Source organism: Bacillus sp. DE0042, assembly GCF_007680225.1.
In the GTDB taxonomy this organism is placed as follows: Bacteria; Bacillota; Bacilli; order Bacillales; family Bacillaceae_G; genus Bacillus_A; species Bacillus_A wiedmannii.
On record NZ_VEJP01000004.1, the window covers coordinates 409132 to 432819 of the forward strand.

Genomic DNA, 23688 nt, shown 5'->3' on the forward strand with positions numbered 1-23688 from the left:
CTGGAATCTTAAATGTTTTTCTTATTTTAGAGTTTCTTCTTTTGTCACAATTTTAATAAATCTCTTCTTAATTCGAATAAGCATACCAAAAGTGAGGAAGATAAAAAACCCTCCAAATATAACAAATACAAATGTAGGTTGGAAATATGTTAATAATACCCCCGAAACAATTGGTCCTACTGCCATTCCCATATATCTAATAAAGTTAAACATTCCCATCGCGCTTCCTCTATTATGTTCAAATTCATTTGCAATCATAGTAGCAAATAAAGGAGTGAGGATACCAATTGATATTCCGTGGAGAATTAAAGCAATTGTTACGCCAATTAAAGTATTCGAGTGTGTCACAGCAAATAATATAGCGCTCAAAGATAAGACTACATTTCCAGTTATAAAAAGTTTAGTTATTGAAATTTTAGATTGAATAGTTTTAAAAGTCATGCTGCCAATTATTAAACTTATTGCCATCGGTAAGTAAAGTAAACCTACTATCTGTAAACTTAATTGGTAATAATCTGTTAATAAAATTGGTAAGTAAACGATGAAAGAAAAATAGAGAAAAAATGCAAAGAAACTTAATATTAATATAGAACTTCCCACTTTACTTTTAAATATAGAAGCATAGTGCGATAGTAAAGTTCTAACATTCAAAGCTTTATTGCTCTCCACCTGATCTTTCGGAAAATATAACCAATTAATAATAAACAGAACTAAAGATACTGCTACAAGTAGCCAAAAAACACCCGGATAGTTATATTTTCCGCCAATAAAACCTCCTAGTACAGGTGCAACAGCAGGCGCAATAGATAACATTGTTTGATATGTACCCATTGCACTTCCTCGTTGTTCTCCTTGAAATATAGAGCCAATTGTAGTTGCCGCAATAAGTGGTATTGCAGCTGTTCCTATAGCCTGTAAAATTCTACAAATTAAAAACACTGTAAAGTTACTTGTAATCGCACAACCAATACTCGCTATAATTGTTAAAATAATACTAGGAATAAGAATAGTCCTAGCCCCTTTAAAATCAATTATAGAACCAAAAACAATTTGCATAATTGCCGTAATAAAAATAAATATTGAGACTGAAAGATTAACCATTGTTATAGAAACATGAAATGAATCTCGAATTATTGGGATTATTGGAGAGTAAATATTTTGGTTTAAAGAAGCGAAAAAAGCACTAATACACAACAAATATAAAAGAAAAGAAGTACTTGATTTAACGCGATTCATACTATCCCTCCTAAAAGATTATTAATAATCAGCTAACTAATTTAAGGTGAAATAACTTTATTTCCCCAACATTCTTTCGTTTGTATTCTGTAAAAATTTTAATATTGCATTTTGTTCTATTTCGGAAAATGAATCGACAAACTGATAAAATTCATTCTCTTTCTGATCATGGATTTTCTGATGCAATTCACAAAGTGATTGTCCTGCTGGAGTTAGTTCATAATATACCTCCTTCTTATTATCAATCGACTGGAAACGAGTGATTAAATTTTCTCTTATTAATTTGGTATTAATTTTTGTGATATTCGCTTTAGATAAATTCATTTTCCTTGCAATTGTAATATTATTTATTGGTTGGTTTTCACCAATACAGGCTATTACGTGTATACTTGTCATATTTGTCGGTACATGTTCTATTTGTTCCATTTTAGCCTGCTTAAAAAAAGTCTCAACGTCCTTATCTGCCTTTTGTTCATTGAGATGTAATAAATGTAAATAATTATCGTAGATTTTCTGTTTTATGCCCTTATTCATTTAAATACTTCTACCCTTCTTTATCTTTTTTGTTTACCGGTAAACTATTTTGATTTTATATCTTCACCTAACAATTGTCAATTGCAAAATTAGAATTTATCTTATTACATAAGCATTTTAACTGTATACCCTTTTCATAAACAAACTTAATAAAGTTCTATTATTTTATAAAAGTTATTTTTAATGCATACAAGTCACTTTTTAAAATTCTTGACCGGATTATTGTTTACTGGTAAACTTTATATATAGTTAACCGGTAAACAATAATCCTAGATAGGGGGAATTTATAATGATAAATATTGTCCATGAACAAACCTTAAAAGCTATTGAAGATTTTGTCATAACAAGAGAAAAGAAAAAATATGCATCTCAAGAAATGATAAAAGAATTAGTTAGTGAATCTGAGAACATAAATAAAAATTGGACTCTGACGCAACTACATATAGTTTCGGTAATTCATGAGAATAAACAACAAATGAATAACACTCTATTATCTATGGAATTAAATATTTCTAAAGCAACTATTTCTAAAGCTATTCGCGTTCTTATAGATGATAAAATTTTATTACCGCATCAAAATGCAGATAATAAAAAGGAAATCTTTTATACTTTAACTGATAAAGGAATTCAGTTAGCTATTGTTCATAAGAGGTTACACAAAATTGCACATGAACGTTACAATGAGTTATTCCAACAATTTAATGACTCCGAGTTACAAGTTGTAACTAATTTTTTAGAAGCTTGGAAAAAATGTATTTAATGCTTTGTTATTTCAGCTTAAAAAGTATATATGTTTAACCTTTCCATAAAAATAGAAAAACTAAGGGGCTTTTAGCCCCTTAGCAAAAATCGGATTTTATTAACAATCAAAATAGCAATGATTTTTAAACTAACTTATCAAAAAGAATAGGCATAGAAATAGGTCCACGTGTATAAAGTCCTTTTTCAACATATTGAAAATCTTCTTCCAATTTAATGTTTTTCATATTATCTAAGACTACATTTACAACTATTTCAATTTCTGATTTTGCAAACGCTGCCCCTACGCAATTATGAATACCTGATCCAAATGCAAGATGTCTTGCAGCACCACTAAATGCCTTTTTAATATCAAGATCTGGACGATAAATGTTGAATTCATCAGGTCTTTCAAATGCGTTAGGATCACGATTCGCCGCTCCAATCATACAGAATACAGTAGTTCCTTTTGATAATTGGATACCACTTATTTCCGTGTCTTTTGCTAATTGACGAGGAATCAATTGCACTGGTGGATTATAACGTAAAGTTTCAGCAATAGCCAAGGGTACTAATGAACGATCATTTAATACATCTTGCAATTGTTTCGGTTGGTTAATTAAATTATAGATTAATAAAGCAAGAGTCTTATCACCAGGTTCTGTTGCAGCTAATAGTATATTTAAAATTAATGCTAGAATATCAGTATCAGTCATAGCTATGCCTTCATATTTAGCACTGCATAATTTAGAAATTAAATCTTCCTGCGGGTTTAACCGCCGCTCTTTAATAATCGGTTCTAAATAATTAGCTAACTGTTCACTACACCAGAGAGAATGTTTTCTTGCCTCCGGTGGTTGATTTATACTGGTAATAAATTCAGCTACACCGCTATGCCATTCACCTATCTTCTTATGATCTTTCTTATCTAATCCAATCATATCCATTGTTACATAAACAGCAAATGTTCTGCCAAAATCATTAATTATATCTATCTTTCCATTTGGAAGGTTTGGAGATAGTAAATCTTCTGCATTCTTTTTAATTAAGGGCATTAATTTTTTTAAAGCATCTCCCATAAAACTTCTTAAAACAATTTTTCTTTTAGCTACATGCTCTTTTCCACGCATTTGTGCTAATACTGGCCCACGCATTACTGGTTCAGCACGTTCAGCTAATGATTTTGTTGTAAATGTATCAGTATCATTTAATATATTACGAACATCTTGATATCTGCTAATAAAATAACTATCAATCTCAGGTTCATAATGCACTGGGTCATTCTGACGTAGGTATGAAAAATACTTATATGGATTTTCTTGAAATTCTTCTGATAATATATTTACCGTTTGCACTGTATTTGACATATTACTTCCCCCTTGTATTGGATACTTAATATTTATTAAGATAAATCTTCCGTTTCTTGAACCATCAAATATCCTTGATTTGGTTTCATCTTGATAGAAAAATCATTTCTAACTATCTGTTCACCAAGTTCCCATGGTTTATGATAAATAAGTACAGTTTCTTGAGTTCCCAAAATTTCAGCTCCTCCAATGAAAAATGGAAGTTCTGCAATGACATATTCTACTGCAATATTTAGCATGTCATTTGAAATTTGATCAATATCTATATTGGTACCCCTTGCCCTACCTAGAATGGCAGCGTGTGACATTTCTAAACAAGCATTTCGAAAATGAGTTTCGTTTACAAAGGTATGTTCCGCTTCTGCTCTCATGCTGTTATATGCATAATTATCACTAAAATCAGAAAAAGTATGGATAGCATTTACATTACCCCCATGCTCTTTTAGTGCTTTTTCAGCTGATCTTCTATTTCGTGATACTTCTTTTCTAACCTTTCTTTCCGCCTTACCTTTTGGGGTTCCTAAAGCCTCAAGTAAATTTGCAGCTTCTTTTCCAGCTAATAAAACACTGACATCATCAAAAGTATGTAATGCCCATTCAATCAGTCTATTAATATATTCGTCTGAAAATCTACTATTAAACGGACTAATACCTATTAATGCATGGTTACTACGTTTAAATATCTCAGCACAATTAGTAGATAAGGGGTGAGAACTAAACTTTTGAACCTTTCTTACCGCTATAGCATTTGTCATACAATCATCCCTTTAAATAATTTTATCAATATAAACCGTTTTATTGATTTTAAATAACTAATAATATATCAAACTACATACAATAGAGATAGAATATCTTGATGTTATATAAGATTAATAAAAATGATACTAATCAAAAATCCAGCTTAATGTTCACCGGTGAACAAAACCAATTCTATATCGTCACTGTTGCTTTGTCAATATATGTTATTCGGAAAAAATAGATAAAACGAAAATTTCTAATTTTCGTACATAATTATGTACGAATTTGAAATTTATACTGTATGCTGGGGTATTGCCACACATCCATCAACTTAAGGTATATTTTTATACAAAATGTGGTCTTTCCATATAGTTTTTTATTATCTGTTATAGATTTTATAAAAGTGGGTATATCAAATAAACCCTGACGGGATTTAATCTTTTTACTATGCTACCTGATGAGTAGAAGTTGTATACTCATATACAACACCCAAAATATCAAAGACTGTCTTTTTCTCATATCGATGAGATTTTCGTCCGTTGTGCTGTAGGAAGTTAAACAGACGAAGGAGAACCTTTGATAATTCTTGGTTGTTTTTGTGTAATGCTTGGTAAAAAAGTAAAAAATAATCCTTAATTATGTACATCGCTTTATATTCACTTAGCTCTTTCTGTTTCTTACGCAACAGGAGTTCTCGCATTTTAAACATAGTAGAAGAACATGATAGAATACTAATGAGTTGTCCATAAAGTATACCGTAATACCTTGTAAAAGTTTTGTACGCTCTGTATATGTAATTCCTTTTTTCTTTTCGCGAATAGCTCGATCACGTAGGCGTTTATGTTTTTGTTCCTCGGTACATCTATAAACCACAATGCGAGTAGGCAGTTTGTCTTTACTCCCTACATATACATCATGTAATTCATACACTTGGCCAGGTTGTAATTGTTTCATGAAGTCTTCCAAATGAATTTGTATATATACCGGTCTCAATTAAGCGGGTTTTGTTTTAAATACGACTGTTTCGAATTCTTTTCTATATATTTTAGTTGGTAACTTAAGACGTGATAAATAATATCCTTGCTTATCTTGAATAGACTTAAAGTCTTGTAGACGAAAATATCCTAAGTCACTGATATACAGTTCATTCTTTTATGCCATGCCTGTTCGAGTCGCACTATATGCCTGATCACTTCATTTTCCTGGTTCAATTTCCACATCAGAAAATTTTTCACTCAACAAGTCATACTCTAATTGAATTTTCACACCAGCTGTATGACTACATCCTCCGGCACCAGGATAAGTAGTGAATCGATCTGTAACTTGGAAGGTTGTAGAATCAAGGACGAGAATCCGTTCAAAATAAGAAGAAAGAAAATGAGAAATCTTAGATACTCCTCCAATTTTAGCTTGTAGAAGTGTAGTAAATACAGTGCGAAAGAAGGTTACAGAAGCCGAATTAAATCGTCGATTAAGTCCCTCTGGACTTAATAAAATTCCTGTTGAAGTTTCTAATTGACTACAAAGTTGAGTAAGAGAGATAGTAGCGATTTGTTGATTTAACCATACACACAAAGATAAGAAATGGTGCCCATGGCACTTACGTTTTCGTTTCATCCCGCCTGATTCTATAGCTAATTGATTAAGTGTAGCGGGAGACATATATTGATATAGCTCTTCGGCAAATAAAGATAACTCTTGTTTTTGGTGCATATTCATAAAAAGCACGTCACCCTTTCTCATTAACATAAGAAAATAATAACGTGCTTTTAAATTCAAAAATAGTCTAAATCCTTAAGTTGATGGATGTGTGGTGCTACCCCATCGCCATCAAGCTAAGTTTTTGATATACCCCCTAAATAAAATTTTTCTTTTTTTACAGGTAATTTCTTTGAAAGGTCAGCTTATTTTTTTAGTTAATGAGATATGTGGTGGTATCTTGCTATTTAGATATGCAATTAGGCATTTTCTATTTACTTTAATTTCTTCTATGATAATATATAATCTATATATTTTTATATTAAATAAAGAGTGGGAATGATTAATGAAGAAACAGTCTCAATATTTGTATCATTTAATTATTAGCATACTATCACTTTTAGCTATACTATTTTTGCTTTTTGGAAACTATAAAAGTACTATTTTTAAGTACTCATTTATCTTTATATGTTTAATTAATATGATAATAAATTTCCTTTCTTATTATAAAAAAAGAAATAATTAGTTCTCCATAAAATTAAAAAACACGCTATTCTTTCTTTAAATCATAGGAAAGGATGGCGTGTTATATGTCTGTTTCTGTGTCTGACGAATTACAACTATTTGCTCAAGAGATTCAAAGTTTGTTATCTCCAAATACCTTACGGAATCTTGCCAGAGATGTTGGTTTTGTGCAACGAACCAGTAAGTACCAAGCAAAAGATTTAGTAGCTTTATGTGTACGGGTGAGCCAAAATGTAGCTATGACTTCTTTAACTCAGTTATCTAGCTGTTTAGAAGCATCAACAGCAGTACTCATCAGTCCTGAGGGACTGAATCAGCGGTTTAATAAGGCGGCCGTCCAACTTTTACAACACCTACTAGCCGAACTACTAAGCAAAAAATTGGTCGCATCTATGCCGATTTCTTCTCCATACACTTCTGTTTTCAAGCGTATTCGTATTTTAGATTCAACTGCATTTCAAATCCCTGATGTATTTTCATTTTATTATTAATAATTACGGTACATGAAATTATTAATAATAAAATGAAAAAAGCTCCCCTGAAAGGAGCTCCTTACATTACAAAACACTTAAGAAATCCTTCTAATAACAGCTATACTTAGGATTTGGATTATGGTTATAACTCATCCACCCCTGTTTGTTACGATAAATCATTGGTCGAAGACTATTCTTTTTCTGTGTATTATTTCAAGCTTTTTGGATTTTTTCTTTTTGTGAAATTTACCTCAAAACAAATTAACTAGATAACAAAACGTAAAATAACAATGCAGCTGCCTCTTGTCGTTTCATACTTTGTTTTGATAGATAATCTGCTGATCCATCTTCATTATATATAACCTCAGGCCCTACTAAACGATGACCTACAATGTTTTTCACGGATTCTATTGCCCAATCATCAGTTTCTCCTTTTAATGTTGCATCTGCAGATGGCGCTCCTAACATTTTTAAATACTGCCAGGTAATCCATGCTGCTTCTTGTCTAGTAATTGCACGGTCTGGATGGAATTGTTCCCCTTCTTTTTCATATAAAATACCAATTTCATATAACTTTTGAATATGTGGTGCATACGGATGGTTTTTCACATCAGAAAACACTGGTTCTTTTTTTGAAGGTGGCGTAAAGTAAGCAATTTGAGATAACCAAATACTATCCACTTCTTTTAGCCAAACAAACTCTTTCTTCATGGCAGGGAGTTTGGCAGAGCATGTACCATATGTCAAGCCTTTTCCTGTCTCTTTGTATGCGTAATCCCATAGGGATAGAAAATGATTGAATACAAAGCGAAAACAACCAATCGTTTTGTTGATTAGAATTGCTTGTGCTTGATTTGGATAGATACGAAACTTATAGGCTTTATTGGTCATCATTTCATTCACCTCCATTTCTGTATATAACTATTATACACCAAACATATATTCGATAGATAGTAAAGTAACACCTTCTGTATGTCGAGCAATTAAGATGGCTTCCTGCCATCCCTTGTTCAAAGCCAATTCAGCTCCCACCTACTCACTGAGCTGTGACCCTTCACGCTCCTTGAGGAAGGAGTCTTCTTGGCTAAAATGATAAATATTATTAGTCATGAACTGACTGCTCTTCTTTGTTCTGTGTTCTTTTTATTTCCGCGTTGTATAACTGGAATAACAGCGATACCCATCACAAAAATTGCACCTGTAATTTGAATAAATGATGGAATGCTTTTATTAAATATTATATCTAGTATCAATGAGAACAAAATGTTTAGATATAACAATGCAGACAAATTTGATATTCTTGCTGTTAACTTATATGCCTTTCCTCTAAACCATTGATTTCCTAGACTTCCCATTGCCATTAGAAATAAAAATAAGAGTACGATTGGAGTAGTAGTAAATACTTCACTATAACTCTCCTTTGAAAATAATGCAGATAGTATACCTGCTATTATTGTTCCATATAAATACGTATAGGTCATAATTGATAAATTATCATCCGTTTGTGCACTTTTATGTAAAAAAAATGCTAAAGATACTCCTGAAAATACTCCTATTCCTAAATAAAAGAAGGATTCATAATCTATACTACCTGTTTTTAGTATTAGAAAGACTCCTAAAAAGCCAACAAATGCCGCTATTATTTCTAGCCCTGTTACACGCTTTGTTTTCGAAAAAAGTGTAATAAGGCAAATAAAAATTGGTCCTGTATTATATAAAACCATTGCTATGAAAAGTGAAGTCTTAGCCGCGCATAGAAAAAATAATGCTTGTGATAATGTAATAGAAAAAGCTCTTGGTAATTGTTTATAACTATTTATCCAAAAGGAGATTTTCTTCATTCTTGTTATAATAAAAGGAATTAATAATAAAAAAGGAATTAAAAACCTTGCTGTAAGAGTTGAAAAGAAATAACCCGAGACAATAGCATGTTCTGCGAAGAAGCCTGATAGTGAAAAACTAATGCCTGAAAGAATCATAAAAAAGGTCGCTTTTTTTAGGCTATCCATTCGATTTATGCCTCCTCATTGAATTCCCATTTTTACTCTGTGTTTATAGAATGTTGTCTTCTCAAACACCTGGTAAATAAAATGACCGAGAAACAGATTTATTATATTTCTCGGTCTTAAAGTAATGTAAGATTTCTATTAATGCCAGAGGAAGATTCCTCAGAAATTACGGCAATATTAATTCTCCTGTAAAAAGTAATCTTGCTGTCCGAGTAACACTAGACTTTTTAATTACATATCCACAATTTGATTCCTCAACAACAGATTCTGTTTGAATTTTCCCAGCTGGGTGCTCTATTATAATTTGGCTCGGTTTTAGCATTCTGTTTTGATAATTATTATGTACAACATGATATGCAGTTGTACCACGAATATTTATAGCTGCTGATAATGCAAGCGATCCTGTTACTGCATGAGTACTATGACATTGGGATATCTAGATGTTATGGTTCCTGATTTCCTTGGCTTTGAAACGATTGCAATCTTAGGAATAACTTTATTAGATACGTCCCCTAAATTTGCAAGATAAGCTACTTCTTTTCTAATCAATTCAATCTTACGTAAAAATGATTTATTCGAATTTAACACCTCGGGGGGGTCATCTCCTATAATACCCAATTCATTGGCCCGAATGATAATTAAAGGTACAGATACATCGATACAAGACACATAAATTCCATTAATAACATTCAGTTTTTCTCCGGTAGGAAATAATTTCTCCGTAACTGATCCTATTGAATTTTTAAAATTCAGAGCAATAGGAGCGCCCGTCCCTGGAACACCATCTATCTTAATATCTCCTTCATATACAACATTTCCATTTTTAGTTGCTATTGTCGATTCAACGATTACATTTGTATTTAGGTTTCGTATCATTATGGTTCTTTCTCCTGATCCAACTTTAATCAGTCCACTCTCTACTGCATACGGTGCAACAGCTGCAATTATATTTCCGCAGTTTATGCTATCATCTAATATCATTCTCTTTAGATCTGCTTGCAAAAATAAATAATCGATATCTATCCCTGGTGTAGTAGACGCCCGAATAATCGCAATTTTATTTGATAAAGGATCTAATGTACCCATTCCATCAACACCTCTTGCATTCCCTGCCCCTAATGCTTTTAAAATAATCTCATCTCTAATAGATTGATTGGAAGGCAAATCTTTATCTAAAAAAAGAAGCCTTTTGACGTTCCTCCTCGCATGATAAAACAAGGTATTTTCATTTATAAGCATCTCCCTTTTATACTTCACACCATAAAACTTTTATTCTTTATATACAAAAGATAAAATATATGTTTTATTATTTTGTTAACTAATCTAATCAAAGAAAAATATATTAGTTTGCAATCTTTTTCCCTCCCTTAATTGTAAATGAAATCCTTGAAAGGGTTGAATTGTAAATTATGTTAATCACCCCCTATCATTTGGTATCCATTCTAACAATAAAGTAAAAAATAATTAATCGTATACTGTATATAAAAAAGATTAATTATTATGAACATTAATCATGTTAAATTGATGACATTTACCAAACAAATAACTTAAATTATAAGTACATTCGACAACAATTGATTGTTTTCTGAAAATTATTGAAAAAAATGTAAAATCACTTCATTTTCCCTACTATTTTGCTATGATAGTTACAATTAAATTGGATTAGGATATTTCTATAGGATGGGGGAGTATATAATGAGTGTTTCATTAAAGAGAAATGAAGAATTAACCTCTCTATTGAACGACTGGTATCGATCTATGCTATCTCAACAAGTTATAAAAGCTACTAATCTGAAAAAGAAAATTGATGAAAAAATTAATAAGTTAAGCATTGAGTCAAATCAAGAACATCAGGATCAAAATTTGTTACTTTATTACTCACTACTTGAATTTCGTTACACGGTCTTAACAGATAGCCTCGGTATTCAACAAAATAGTTTTGATGCTATTAGTGATTATGATATGCCTACAGACCATTTTCTACGCTTCTATTATCACTTTTTTAAATCCATTCATTCCACTTTTATATCAAGTTTTACTGAGGCAGAGGAACATTATAAACTGGCAGAAAAGATATTAGTAGACATTCCAGATGAAATTGAACACGCTGAATTCTACTATAGAATTGCTACTTTTTATCACCATACCTATAACATGCTAGCTTCTATCGAATACGCAAATAAATCGAAAGCAATCTTTTTGAAGTATGAAGGTTATGAAGTAAAAACAGCCTTTTGTAATAGTTTGCTAGGTGGTTGCTGTATCTATTTAAAGCAGTACGAACAAGCAGAAGAATATCTACATTGTGCAATTGAATTACTACAAAAGAATAAGGAAGAAGATTCTGTGTTATACGTAAAAAGTACTATGGGGTGGCTGTATTCTGATCAAAGTATGTCTACGTTAGCTATTCGTCACCTTTCAGAAGTAACAGAGAAAATCCCTACACACTTCAAGGCTATCTTCCTACAATCTAAGGAACATTATAAAATAGGAGAACAATCGACAGCTAACAAACTCATTGATAAGGGATTACAAATCTGCAGAGGAATTCATAACGAAGAATACACACACCACTTCTCTATTTTAAAAAGATTAAACGAAAATATTCCATTGGAAGAATTAGAAAAAATCATTCAAGAAGGAATCTTATACTTTGAGGAAGAAGAATTATGGGAATTTGTTGTCGAATACGCTGAATTATTTGCTACAAAATGTAGACAATTAGAGAACCACCAAAAGGTAAGTGACTATTTCCATATTTGTTACCAAGCAAGAAGAAAATCAATTGAAAAAGGAGTGTTCAAATAATGAAAAAAATCAGCCTATTATTATCAGGTGTTGCTTTTATTGGGGTTCTAACGGTGGGAATTTCTCAGTTTTCTAAAACAGATCAGCTTGCTACCCATGGACATTATCCTGCTCCTTCATATAGTGTTGGCGATCATGGTGGTGCACCACAACAAAATTAATATAAGTGTATTTAAAGACCCTCCATTTGGAAGGTCTTTAAATATCAAAATATGTATTGTTCTTTTTGGCTACGCCAAACCAAAATTCTTCTCTCATCTATCACCCAGCACTCTCTTAAGACAGGAGAACTCTTTCGGAAAATCCGTTAAATAATAAAAATAGACTAACTATTATATCTACCAACTCTTCATATGCAATATTACATGCGAAGAGTCTTAAATATTCTGTTATACTATGCATGAGGATTTTTCATCCAAAAATCCTCTTAAACGCATATTTATGTATATGCCACCCTAATTGATGAAAGTGAGAAAAATGTGTATCATTTTTCTCACTTTTTTTATTTAAATTGTGGTCTTGATTCTTTAGTTATTTTAAATGATAAAAACTCAAAAAGAGAATTCACTTTTCAAAATCATCCTATCGAATCAATTATTGTCTAATAATACCACATCATCTTTATCAACTCATTTTAGAATATTTGAACAATAATTTTATATACAAGATCTGCATAAATTATTCATTTTCATTTATATAAGGCCTACATTTTCACTTCTGATAAATTCTTGAACATTGAATTATTATTCACAAACCAAAAAACACGAAGTATTTTGTAGAATTTTGTCTATCAATATGTATGTACACCCTTATGTAGTGGATATAGACTGTGAGGTGTAAGGAGGTACCTTGCAAAATAATGAAAAGGAGATTATAAAATGATTAGATTAACAAAATTCTCAAAGTTAGCATTTGCAACATTAATTGTGGGAAGTAGTTTAAGCGTCTTTGTGTCGTCACACAGTGTACAGGCTGACACCTTAGATCATAATTACCAAGACACTGTAAGTTTCATACCACCTTCTAGTGCTAGGCAAACATTGGAACAAAAAAACACTATTGTTCCAGAATCAAAAGTTATTAAAAACCATTATGTAAAATACTCTAAAACACATTTCCAATCTAAAGAAAGTATACCAAAAGAAATTTATTATTCTTCAGAAGGTTTTAAGGGCTATATACAGGCAAGTACCGTTTTGGATATGGGAAATCATTTTGTAACGCTATATTCTGGAACCGTTATTCGATGTTAGATTTTTAATCCTACCTCTTATAATGATCAATAGCGCACTGCCAATACTGTAATATCTATTGTTCAAAAAATAAACCACAAAATCTTTTGATTTCATGGTTTATCAAATATAAAGATAATGCTAAACGAATACTCTAACATTACCTTCCCCAAAGCTAATTATAGAGTATTTTCCCCAAAAAGACACTCTTGTAGTGTCTTTTTTATAATATTTTGATTTACTCTCATCTTACATTTGTTAAATTCAGATATGTAATAATGCATATTACTTTGATTGCATATTATGATATAATTTCATTGTGAGCTGATACATAATTTCTTTAAATTAAAAAGCTAAAACCTCATTTACCCAATTGGGGGCGCCTTATGGCGTCTTTTTTTATTCTCTTGAAGTAAAAAACAGGACCGTAATATCATTGTTCAAAAAAATTGTATACTTTAACAAGAATTCCACCTACTAACACTTATTTTGGGGGCTAATTATTTGTTTCAACATAATAATTTTCCATCTCGTATATGCAATAAACAATGATAGCTAAACTCCAACTGACACCATAATAATTATGTGTGTAGAAGTCATAACCTGCCTTAATACCTTTTTCTATTACAACCAACGTAAATCCTAATGCCATCCATTTGTTAATTTTCATCTTAATAAACGTTTTAGCTATAAGTATTAAAAATAAAATATTTATAAGGCAGTTTATCATTAGCTCATACTTTTGAATGTATACTGCCATTATACAAGCAGTGATATTAGTCGCAATACCAAAGGCAACCACGGCTCCCCAAATCCTGTCCGAAATTCCCACTCCTGATTCAATCCCTTCCCTAATAACATTACATTCTTTTCCTTAATTCGTTCCTACACCCTATTCAAGGTATGCTGTATTATCCTTGTCTGATGAATATCTATTTATCTTTTCATATAGTGCAAACAAAATTTCCTCTCATAATTTTCTCTTTATTAGGCAAACTAGGTTTAAGCCGTTTGAACTAGCGGCTTCACTCTTCTGATATGGGGTTGCAATTTATAGTAATTGACTAACTCATTCAGTCCATTGGCACTGGCAGGCAACAAAATTGTTGTCTGCCATTTTCATGTATACTTTTTCTAATTTCATTCCAAACCATACGTTTGCTTTACTGATTTTGAAAAGGACGGAATTTGATTTTGAATAAGTAAAAAAGATAAAGCTCAGTCCACTTTTGGTATAGGACATTTTCTTTTTACATATACTATTTTTGAGCCTTTTTACCATTACGTGTCCTATTGGTGTCTTAAATTCCTCCTAAAAAAGGGCGGCAGATACGACTGCATGCCCTTTTTTATTTATATTGCTGTTCTCTATCCAATAAACCAAATGAAAACTAAAAATGTACTATTACATATTCTGTTCAGTCCAGATTATGTTAAAATTTCTTATGTTGTTTATTTCATAGTCGAATTATGGTTTTGTATCTAATTCAACAATATGTGAGCTGTATACCAAAAGAAAAGACACCCGAAAGGTGTCTTTTCTTCTTATAATCTAAAAACATTTTTCTTTTTCAGGAAGATTCAATGATCTCACAAACCTAAACCTCTTATTTAAAAACATTTTGATCAGTATGCTTAAGAATTTTCATCAATATCAACATGTTATTAGTTCACTTCCAAATCATATTTCCACTACTATATTTGCTTTCTCAAAGATTTTCTGTCTTGTTCTTAATTTTGTCAAAATCCTCATATAGCTATACAAAAAATATATGCTATTATGTTTTTAAGAAACTATGTGTTCCCTTAACCCTGTATCCGGCCCTGTATTTTTTACAGGGTCTTTGTTGATTTTATTTACTTTCATTGGCTTATAAGAGTTAATACACACCCAATTTCAATTAAAATCGTTTAAATCTTAGTTAAAATTTGAAATGATAAATCTATTAGCTTTTTTGAAAATTGTAATCTAATACTAGATATCTCAATGTATACTTCACTAAACACCGGTTAACACTATAAGCATAGTGTTAACTATTTTAATTGAATATTAATAATAGTAAGTATAAACATTATCAATTTACTATATCTTACATTTATGTAAAAATAGATGTATGTTAAGCTTTTTCAAAATCTTTCCCCTAATAAAGATTTGAAGTAGCATTTCATGATTCTCCTTACAGTTAATATGCCTTGAAAAAGAACCCTATAGGGTTCTTTTTCTTCTTATTACATCTACAGCAGTTACTTATTTAACATACAAAAAGGACTGACAATTACTTGTAGTCCTTTTTGTACCTAAATATACACTTGTCTTAAGTACTTAATCCTTTATTTATTATGCATTATTATTAACTAAACATGTCATTATCATTTAGAAATATAACACTTCCAAATTTAGAAGTACACAATAACAAATCTTTCCCAGCTTCCAGCTACATAACTATTAGCTGTTAATTCTCTACCACCATTTGCTGATATAAATCTACCATTACTTAACGCTTGTAATACATATATCCTATTGTCTCCACCATTATATAAAATAAATTTTTCCCACGCCCCAATTGATGTACGATCTGCTACTACTCTACCATTTGGCTCAAACGAAACGTACTTTCCATTACTTTTCGCTTTTAAAGCAAACGTATATAATTCCCCAGTCGGAATTAATTCAAATTTCTCCCATTCATTAACTACACTACGATTTGCTACTACATTTCCCGATGGCTCAGCAGACACATATTGTAAATTTGCAGCTTGTATAGCAACAGTCCAGCTTCCATTAAATAGATTCACACCTTTTAGTGAACTTGCATTTGATTGGTTGGCTGCCAATGCATCATTCGATGGGGTTATCATCATTATCATTAGAACCATTGGCAACACCATTAAAACCAACTTTTTAAAGATCTTATTACCATTTGCATGAGTTATGAACCTCTTCATTCCCATTCCTCCCTTAATATATAACACTCATATACATCATACCAAATATGTAAAATATTGTAATACAAGAGAGTCTTTATCAACAAATACCTTATTATTCTGTTTCTTTTTTCTCAAATCTATAGCACCTAAACATCACTCGGTCCTCAAACATATTTTTAAAATTAATTTCACTTTATTTTAAATAAAAGCCAAATAGCCGTTCATAATGAACGACTATTAAGCATCTAACTAAAAATTTGAATATTTTTCATGTTAATCTATTTTGTTTAATCCCGTTGAAGTAACTTGATAGATTCTTTTTTTGCCTATATATTCTTGTTTATTATTCTCAAGGTTAGTAAGTGTAGCCCAAGTCTTTTCATTCACTGCTTCCCCTTCTATATGGGTAAACTCAATATAATCTCCCATTTTGACTGGCACAGTTTGGCTTTCAGCCGTTTGCTGTCTATTTCCCACTATTTCTTTATTGTACACAACACTACCGGATGAATTCTGTACTTTGATACTCGCATACGTATTATTAAAATAACAAACTATTATGTTTTGATTTAACACCCTTAACTTCCATCTAATTGTATAAATGTATTAATTTGGAGAAATAAGTAAATGAATTTCAACATTTAAAGCTTATAATCTAGCGAAAAATTCATAAAAGTTTTTAACTTCAAAGGTTTAAATAGTTGCAACCACTTTTATTTAAACTTCCTCAACTTTTTTCTAAGCTATTCTCTAAGAATCCTATTATTTATTGTAAATAAACCAGGTTGCTACTCTATATGTAAAAGAAAGGCGGAATTTTTAATATGACTCCGCCTTTTTTGATATAAAAAGCATCTAATTCTATTTGAATTAGATGCTTACATTTAGTTCTTAAACCAAGCATTCTAAACTACTTATGCCCCTGTAAATCTTTTTTTATTACATCCCATAGTGGATTATCTTGACGTATCGGTTTACCCTCTTCGTCCCATTTTATTTTTCCTGTTCCCAATTCATAATTCATTCCCGTCCATGTGTCTTCACGGAATGCATAGAATGATTTATGCCAACCTTTTTGGTTGAAGATAGAAATAAGATCTTGCATGTATTGGGTAGCTCCTGGAACGGTACGATTAATTCCAAACTCCTCTGCAATAATTCGATTAGATGGTACACGATTTTTCTTAGACCATTGTTGAATCGGCTTTAAAAATTTCTCTAATCCATGTTTATTCCACATTACAGGTTTCTCTAAATCTCCTACTTTTACTAATCCTGGATATTGATATTCCTTATTTTGTTTTTCACCTTGACTCGTTAATTCATATGGTTCATACATATGAAATGCGTAAAGTGTTTTTTTATCCTCTACTGGTTTTAAATATTTAAAGGCCCATGGAGTAGCATATAAACCTGAATCTAATATAACCGGTGTTTCTTGATCCACTTCTCGAATGGAATTGATCACCTTTTCATAAAATCTGTTTAAATCTGCTGTCGTTCCTTTCACTTTTGCATACCAATTCTCGTAATCTTCCGTCCAAAAGTCATTATATCTATTATTTTTAGCTGTTTCTGGATGCGGTTCATTTATAATATTATAACCGACCACTGCAGGGTGATCTTTTAGCTCAAATGCAAGGTCTTTCCAAAATTGACTTGCTTGATCTTGATATTTCTCTTCTTCCCATATTCTGTCGTCGTTCTTGTTATTATTAAATTGGCGCCATCGATCACCAGGCAAGGATAACATTGTAAGAACAACTTTCATTCCCTGCGATTGCGCGGCATCTAAATCCGCTTTTAATTTTTCTAAATCCTCCTTTACTAATCCCTGATAGTTATCTGCATTACCTATCAGAAAATCCTTTCCAGAGGTATCTGGTTTATCCTCAAATAAAAAATCTTTATCCTTTGCCCATTTATCAGGTGCTAAACGAACATATTCAATATTAGCTTCTTTTGCACTTTTATAGTTCTCAGGTAATGACGTACTATTCATGAAATTAGTACCTTTCCTTTTTGAATCCCAAAAACTAATTTTTGAATCGCTCTTGTAATAGGTATCAGCTCTTACATTCATTTCCTGTACTCCAAAATTCATCATGCCTAACAACGCAACAATTGGTAAAAATTTCTTCACAACTTTTCCTTCTTTCTCTTTATATTTTACACACATAACATACCTGTGTTTTGTTACAGGAATATGGCAATTTTCCAAAAATACCTTTTATTTTTATAAAACGGAAGGTCATACACTCATAAATAAAAAAGAAATAATTAGGAAGTTGCTCCATTTTCTAAAAAACAAAAAAGGAATCCTTTACGGATTCCTTTTTGACTTGCACTCTTTTTCAAATAGTGCATTTTTGCACCTACTTTTAGTATACCTTACAATTCTTATAAAATAAATAAGATTAAATAAATTTTGTTTCTATATTTTCAAAAAATATCATATTCCCTTATAATTTTACAAATAAAATAGCGTATTATTAAAACTCATCTTTTGAACATTCCTTTAGTTGTTCCATAGCAATTTTACGCGCATGTTCCTCACTATCTATCAAAGTCAATCCTTGTGATATATAACTCCAAAATTCATATCCACAATCCTCCATCCATCTATAAGCTTCTGCCGTATATAGCCCATCTTTTCTTTTAATGATTTGAACCTTATAGTTTTTACTTGGAGAAAAAAACTCTTGTATAACCTGCTCCATTTATGAAACATTCTCCTTAAATCTATTATTTAAAATTATATTTTCACATAATCTCGTAATAGAAACCTCTTTTTACGATAAATTACTATCACTTTTTGAAAGGATAATATACCTTACATCCTCCCATCATTTTCTTCCTGTACTAACCAATATAAATAATACAGCTTATATCCTAGAAATTTCAATAACATTTGGCCGTTACTTCTCTCTGTCGTTCTACTTATTTCTACTACATATAATTAAATATTTTTTCAAAAATCACTTCATAAAAGAATGTAAGTTCGTGTATAATAAGAACAAAATAAGAACAAACGTTCTTATTTTGTTAGGAGGAGTTATAGTGTATGACTATTCAATTTTACCGAATAGAATCATTTTATGTGTTGATTTTCGAAGCTTTTATCATTTTAGCCAAGAAGACTCCTTCCTCAAGGAACGCGAAGTGAGTAGGTGGGAGATGAATTGGCTTCGAACAAGGGATGGCAGGAAGCCATCTTAATTGTGCGACATACATAAAGTATAACAACAGATGGTTTCGCTACAACTAGGGCAAATACACCGATCGTAACAGTAAAAAACAATGATGGTAGTATCCAAGCATTCCGCTTACCTGTAGAATTGGAATATTGGGTACTTTCATGTATGTGTGCTGCTTCAACAGGGAGAAATCCGTTCCCATGTATAGTTGCTTTTGGAATCATTGATACTAAATTTTATGTAGAATTCAAGTGAAAAAGGGGCAAATTAATTTGCTCCTTTTATCGTTATGTATGCTCTTGTCCTTTTCTTTTTACATTGTTTGCATACAGTTTTTCTTGATAAATAGGAACTAAGTCCTGATACGGCATTCAACTGGATTCCTTCTTACATTGCTAAATCAAACAACTTTTCTAGTGCTTCTGCTGCCTTTTTAAGAAGGTGGTTCTTTTCTAACGTTCCACTGAATGAGAATGGTACATTTGGTACAACTAGATCCTATGGTTTAAAGTCTTCGAGCAATCCATATTCCTTATTAACTACAGTCTGTATACTAGTAAAAGAACTTTCTTCGTTTTTGATTGTCCTTTTTGCCTGCTATTTTTCTCTTTATATATGAAGTTTTCACGAAATTCATAGTTTGTCTTTTCTGGCTCTTTACCAATAGATTGATTGGCGTAAATTATAAAGATATCTAACATCAGCATCATACATTGCTTAATACATTACCGATGTAAAAAGACAATAAAGCTATTAAATTTTAAAACCTAAAACAAACATAACCCCGTTCTAAATTTAGGAGGGGGTTAAAATATAGTTGTTTAATTTTCGATATAAGACACTTAACTGTACTCAAAAATATAACAATAAAGTCGTTTAAAAATCTAAGGTTTATTCAAAAATAGCGCCCAATTGTTGAAGAAGATTCATTCTATCCCCTTAAGTCCCCAATACTTTTTAAGGAAAATAATTATTTCGTCTACATAATTAAATAAGCGATTGGACTTTGGGATAATTCAACCTAAAATTCTATTCTATATTTTTTTTAGCTGCGTAATCACCATAAATGTAAGTGTCACGTATCTCATCATAATTAGGAGTAGCAATTACGGTATATTTACCATTTTCATCGACTTCAAACAAAGCCACGTTATTATATTCCCATCCAACAAAGTGATCTGGATTTGAATCATCTACAAACATATCTATGTTGTATATCCCCTTTGTTAATACCCCATTTTTTTGGAAGTCCTCAATTAGATCTTTGGCCTTTGGAATAGGATGTTTATTTTTATTCATATCAAATCTAAATAGAAAATTCACCACACCTTCATGCCTGCTATTATATTTCTCACTTTTAGGATCACTTGGTATTAATGTAGGTAATAGTTTAGTAGTATCAATTTTTTGAGTCTTTTTAAAATCATCAAGTAGCTCTTGAGAATTATTTATATTAAACTCAATGTTGTCAAAAGGAAATATACGAATAGGACCATTTTCTTCTTGGTCTGCTTTATCAGGATATTTTATTATCCCATATTTTTTTATGACTTGTTTCATCACTTGAACTACTTCTGGATGTTGCTCAATATATGCACCCTTGAATTGTTCGAGATAGATATCATCACTATGATCTTCTAAAATTTTCAAAGTATCTCTTTCAATCTTATTCTAATTTCTTCATTTCTTTCAGCCGTTCTATATCCTTTTCTGAAGCATTTTCTATTTTATACAGTTCATAGCTACCCTTTATCTCATCTATCACTACAAATTCAACTTCATTCCGAACATAGCTTTTGGTTTTCCCCTTTTTATAACCAATAACATTATCTAATATAGTTTTTCCACTATCTTTTTTATATAAATTATAGCTAACAGGTGGACGGCCAATTACATACTTATTATCAGAAAACCCGACTATATCATCCCTCCCTAATCCTGTCGAAACACTCAAGACAAAAATAATCTGAAATATAGAATAAACAACCATACTGCATAAGAAAAAAAATAGGATTGATTTAAAAAATAACTTTAAAAGTACCTTTCCCAAAAAACATTCCCTCCCATTTCATCTCGGGATAGCAAGAACAAAACGTGAATTTTGTGCGCTAAGGAACCGAAATTTTTAGATTGTTGAACTCAATCCCCCATCAGTTCCATAAGAAAAAGAGTTACCGAAGTAACCCTATTTTTTATAATACACGTCATTGGGAGAAGCTATGGATGAATAAAGTCAATCTATGAAATTTCCCACAATCTTTTAACCTCCACCAATTCCTGTCCATTGAATTCCATCCTATATATATCTGGTTTTGATGTCTGTAGTAAAAAATTCAAGTCATACTTACTATCATAATACCCCATCATCAAAGTCATTATAGCTCCATGAGTGCCTAATACTACTTTCTGTCCTCGATAGGTGTTTAATAATTCTTTTAAGACTTTTATAGCACGTTTCTGACAGTCGCCATTAGATTCTCCTCCCATTAAAGCAAAGTCGGGGTCTAAGAATGACTTTTTTATCAAAGGGAATAATTCTTTATCCGAAATTCGTTCCTCTTCAGCAATAAAAATTCTCTCTTTTAAGTCCTCAAATACTAAAACTTCTTGTCCTATTTGCTTCGCTAACTGCTGAACAGTTAGAATTGAACGATTGTATGGACTTGAGATAACAACGTCGATTCCCTCAACTTGTAATGCATCTGTTATTCGTTGAACATCTAATTTTCCTTTTTCAGTTAATCCTCTTGTTTTTTCTTTTCCAAACTTTGGTGAATCCCCGTGTCTTACCATATATATGAAAGTTTTCATAATTCCCTCCATTTATTTTAGTTTTCTTTATTCCGTATATAGCTTATATTAATAAAATGGACTTTCCCAATGACCATAACTAATAATTACTATAAATCCTTCTGCATGCGATATCTTAAATACATTAATTTACAATTCCGTGAACGTAAATGTATTAAAACAAAAGAACACGTAGAATGGAGAGCTAAAAAAGACGAATTCTGTTCTAGCTCTTTTTTTCATTTTCTAATTAATAATTCGTTTGCATATTCACGAGCCCAATGATCGGCATCTAATACTGTTTCCAAATCTGGATTTGCAATGCTATGATGAGCTTCAAGAGTAGAATAAATTGTTTTTTCAATATCAAAAAATGAAATTTTATTTTGTAAATATAGCGCATTTGCAATTTCATTTGCTGCATTTAAGACAGCAGGTGTTGTACCACCAATTTTTCCTGATTCATACGCATAATGTAAGCAAGGGAATTTTTTGAAATTTGGTTTTTCAAAGTGTAGGCTAGCTATCTCTAGTAGATTTAATTTTTTATAGTTTGATTGTAATCTAGTTGGATAATGGAATGCATATTGAATCGGCATTCTCATGTCAGGGGCACCGAGCTGTGCCATGATGGATCCGTCTATAAATTCAACTAAAGAATGAATAACACTTTCTTTATGAATTAAAACATCAATTTTCTCATACGGAATATCAAATAACCAACGTGCTTCCATGACTTCAAAGCCTTTGTTCATTAATGTAGCTGAATCAATGGTTAGTTTTGATCCCATTAACCAGTTGGGATGCTTCAAGGCATCTTTAGCTTGTAAGATTTCCATTTCCTCACGCGTTTTATCTCGAAATGCACCGCCTGAAGCAGTAACAATAAGCCTCTCGATTTCTTGAGTATTTTCCCCATTTAAACATTGAAAAATGGCAGAGTGCTCACTGTCTACTGGAATTAAGCAGCAGCCGTTTCGTTTCGCTAAATCTGTCACAATATGCCCTGCTGCAACTAATGTTTCTTTGTTCGCAATTGCTATATCTTTTTTCGCTTTTAATGCTTCAATTGTTGGAAGGAGACCAGAGACACCGACAACTGAAGATAATACAAGATTAGAATCAGGGTAAGTGGCAACTTCAATTAATCCATCTGTTCCATATGTGACTTTTGTGTCCGTAGAAATTCGCTTCCGAAGTACATCTGCTAAATCTTTTGTGCTCACGCTTACAATTCGAGGGTGAAATGTATGTACTTGTTGTTCAAGAAGTTCAATATTGTGATTTGCTGTTAAACCAATAATTTTAAAATGTTCCGGATGAGAAGTGACTACATCTAATGCAGACGTACCAATTGAGCCAGTTGAACCAAGAATCGAAATATATTTTACCATGATAATTCCTCCAAAGTT

The 23688-nt window shown here is 31.5% G+C and carries 20 protein-coding genes and 5 pseudogenes; 6 read left to right on the forward strand and 19 right to left on the reverse strand.

The window, feature by feature from the left end; genetic code table 11:
* Positions 1–21: 21 nt before the first annotated feature.
* Both FS802_RS18420 and FS802_RS18425 read right to left on the reverse strand, forming a co-directional pair.
* Positions 22–1236, reverse strand: coding sequence for an MFS transporter (locus FS802_RS18420; protein ID WP_070169562.1), 1215 nt, complete (start codon positions 1234–1236; stop codon positions 22–24).
* A gap of 57 nt (positions 1237–1293) precedes the next feature.
* A complete protein-coding gene (locus FS802_RS18425; protein ID WP_046956890.1) occupies positions 1294–1770 on the reverse strand; it encodes a MarR family transcriptional regulator in 477 nt (158 codons plus the stop codon).
* Positions 1771–2059: 289 nt separating this feature from the next.
* Between FS802_RS18425 and FS802_RS18430 the strand changes: the two genes are divergently transcribed.
* The gene (locus FS802_RS18430; RefSeq protein WP_070169561.1) at positions 2060–2530 is read left to right on the forward strand and encodes a MarR family transcriptional regulator; all 471 of its coding nucleotides are present in this window, start codon (positions 2060–2062) and stop codon (positions 2528–2530) included.
* Positions 2531–2654: 124 nt separating this feature from the next.
* On the opposite strand, the gene cypX is transcribed toward FS802_RS18430, so the two are convergent.
* From cypX to FS802_RS18445, 3 genes and pseudogenes are all read right to left on the reverse strand, one after another.
* Positions 2655–3875, reverse strand: coding sequence for a pulcherriminic acid synthase (gene cypX / locus FS802_RS18435; RefSeq protein ID WP_098654341.1), 1221 nt, complete (start codon positions 3873–3875; stop codon positions 2655–2657).
* Positions 3876–3910: 35 nt separating this feature from the next.
* Positions 3911–4630, reverse strand: a complete 720-nt coding sequence (locus FS802_RS18440; protein WP_070169559.1) for a tRNA-dependent cyclodipeptide synthase — start codon at positions 4628–4630, stop codon at positions 3911–3913.
* Between the two features lie 428 nt (positions 4631–5058).
* Positions 5059–6332, reverse strand: a pseudogene (locus FS802_RS18445) (IS4 family transposase).
* Positions 6333–6901: 569 nt separating this feature from the next.
* Between FS802_RS18445 and FS802_RS18455 the strand changes: the two are divergent.
* Positions 6902–7324, forward strand: a pseudogene (locus FS802_RS18455) (transposase); the annotation flags it as partial.
* A gap of 246 nt (positions 7325–7570) precedes the next feature.
* Here the strand turns inward: FS802_RS18455 and FS802_RS32090 are convergent.
* From FS802_RS32090 to FS802_RS18475, 4 genes are all read right to left on the reverse strand, one after another.
* Positions 7571–8203 carry an S-layer homology domain-containing protein gene (locus FS802_RS32090; protein ID WP_481168592.1) on the reverse strand — a complete coding sequence of 211 codons (633 nt, stop codon included), beginning with the start codon at positions 8201–8203 and terminating at the stop codon, positions 7571–7573.
* A gap of 212 nt (positions 8204–8415) precedes the next feature.
* Positions 8416–9318: a DMT family transporter gene (locus tag FS802_RS18470; protein ID WP_144525339.1), complete on the reverse strand. Its 903-nt coding sequence runs from the start codon at positions 9316–9318 to the stop codon at positions 8416–8418.
* A gap of 166 nt (positions 9319–9484) precedes the next feature.
* Positions 9485–9754 carry a PrpF domain-containing protein gene (locus tag FS802_RS31700; RefSeq protein WP_313960237.1) on the reverse strand — a complete coding sequence of 90 codons (270 nt, stop codon included), beginning with the start codon at positions 9752–9754 and terminating at the stop codon, positions 9485–9487.
* Complete coding sequence (locus FS802_RS18475; protein ID WP_260989085.1) at positions 9724–10557, reverse strand: PrpF domain-containing protein; 834 nt, start codon at positions 10555–10557, stop codon at positions 9724–9726. The genes FS802_RS31700 and FS802_RS18475 overlap by 31 nt, the downstream gene beginning before the upstream one ends.
* 456 nt (positions 10558–11013) lie before the next feature.
* On the opposite strand from FS802_RS18475, the gene FS802_RS18480 reads away from it, so the two are divergent.
* The 3 genes from FS802_RS18480 to FS802_RS18485 all read left to right on the forward strand — a co-directional run bounded on the left by FS802_RS18480 (position 11014) and on the right by FS802_RS18485 (position 13382).
* Positions 11014–12129, forward strand: coding sequence for a response regulator aspartate phosphatase (locus FS802_RS18480; protein WP_144525341.1), 1116 nt, complete (start codon positions 11014–11016; stop codon positions 12127–12129).
* Positions 12129–12290 carry a hypothetical protein gene (locus FS802_RS31195; protein ID WP_081339476.1) on the forward strand — a complete coding sequence of 54 codons (162 nt, stop codon included), beginning with the start codon at positions 12129–12131 and terminating at the stop codon, positions 12288–12290. The genes FS802_RS18480 and FS802_RS31195 overlap by 1 nt, the downstream gene beginning before the upstream one ends.
* Positions 12291–13007: 717 nt before the next feature.
* A complete protein-coding gene (locus FS802_RS18485; RefSeq protein ID WP_070169573.1) occupies positions 13008–13382 on the forward strand; it encodes a hypothetical protein in 375 nt (124 codons plus the stop codon).
* Between the two features lie 475 nt (positions 13383–13857).
* On the opposite strand, the gene FS802_RS18490 is transcribed toward FS802_RS18485, so the two are convergent.
* From FS802_RS18490 to FS802_RS18515, 5 genes are all read right to left on the reverse strand, one after another.
* Complete coding sequence (locus FS802_RS18490; RefSeq protein ID WP_144525343.1) at positions 13858–14193, reverse strand: hypothetical protein; 336 nt, start codon at positions 14191–14193, stop codon at positions 13858–13860.
* Positions 14194–15758: 1565 nt separating this feature from the next.
* Positions 15759–16307 carry a fascin domain-containing protein gene (locus tag FS802_RS18495; RefSeq protein WP_098708937.1) on the reverse strand — a complete coding sequence of 183 codons (549 nt, stop codon included), beginning with the start codon at positions 16305–16307 and terminating at the stop codon, positions 15759–15761.
* 255 nt (positions 16308–16562) lie between these two features.
* Positions 16563–16892, reverse strand: coding sequence for a putative mucin/carbohydrate-binding domain-containing protein (locus FS802_RS18505; protein ID WP_255291370.1), 330 nt, complete (start codon positions 16890–16892; stop codon positions 16563–16565).
* A gap of 307 nt (positions 16893–17199) precedes the next feature.
* A complete protein-coding gene (locus FS802_RS18510; RefSeq protein ID WP_144525345.1) occupies positions 17200–18468 on the reverse strand; it encodes a glycoside hydrolase family 5 protein in 1269 nt (422 codons plus the stop codon).
* Between the two features lie 313 nt (positions 18469–18781).
* Complete coding sequence (locus FS802_RS18515) at positions 18782–19009, reverse strand: hypothetical protein (protein ID WP_070169061.1); 228 nt, start codon at positions 19007–19009, stop codon at positions 18782–18784.
* Between the two features lie 519 nt (positions 19010–19528).
* Here FS802_RS18515 and FS802_RS18525 point away from each other — a divergent pair.
* Positions 19529–19741: pseudogene (locus FS802_RS18525) on the forward strand (hypothetical protein); the annotation flags it as partial.
* Between the two features lie 35 nt (positions 19742–19776).
* Here the strand turns inward: FS802_RS18525 and FS802_RS31705 are convergent.
* The 5 genes and pseudogenes from FS802_RS31705 to FS802_RS18550 form a co-directional block, all read right to left on the reverse strand.
* A pseudogene (locus tag FS802_RS31705) lies at positions 19777–20196 on the reverse strand (D-alanyl-D-alanine carboxypeptidase family protein); the annotation flags it as partial.
* A 319-nt stretch (positions 20197–20515) separates the two neighbouring features.
* Positions 20516–21151: pseudogene (locus tag FS802_RS18535) on the reverse strand (hypothetical protein); the annotation flags it as partial.
* Between the two features lies 1 nt (position 21152).
* Positions 21153–21536, reverse strand: coding sequence for a hypothetical protein (locus tag FS802_RS18540; RefSeq protein WP_098655112.1), 384 nt, complete (start codon positions 21534–21536; stop codon positions 21153–21155).
* Positions 21537–21724: 188 nt separating this feature from the next.
* Complete coding sequence (locus FS802_RS18545) at positions 21725–22297, reverse strand: histidine phosphatase family protein (RefSeq protein WP_098655111.1); 573 nt, start codon at positions 22295–22297, stop codon at positions 21725–21727.
* A gap of 218 nt (positions 22298–22515) precedes the next feature.
* On the reverse strand, positions 22516–23670 hold the full coding sequence (locus FS802_RS18550) for a 1-deoxy-D-xylulose-5-phosphate reductoisomerase (protein ID WP_144525347.1): 1155 nt from the start codon (positions 23668–23670) through the stop codon (positions 22516–22518).
* Positions 23671–23688 lie beyond the last annotated feature (18 nt).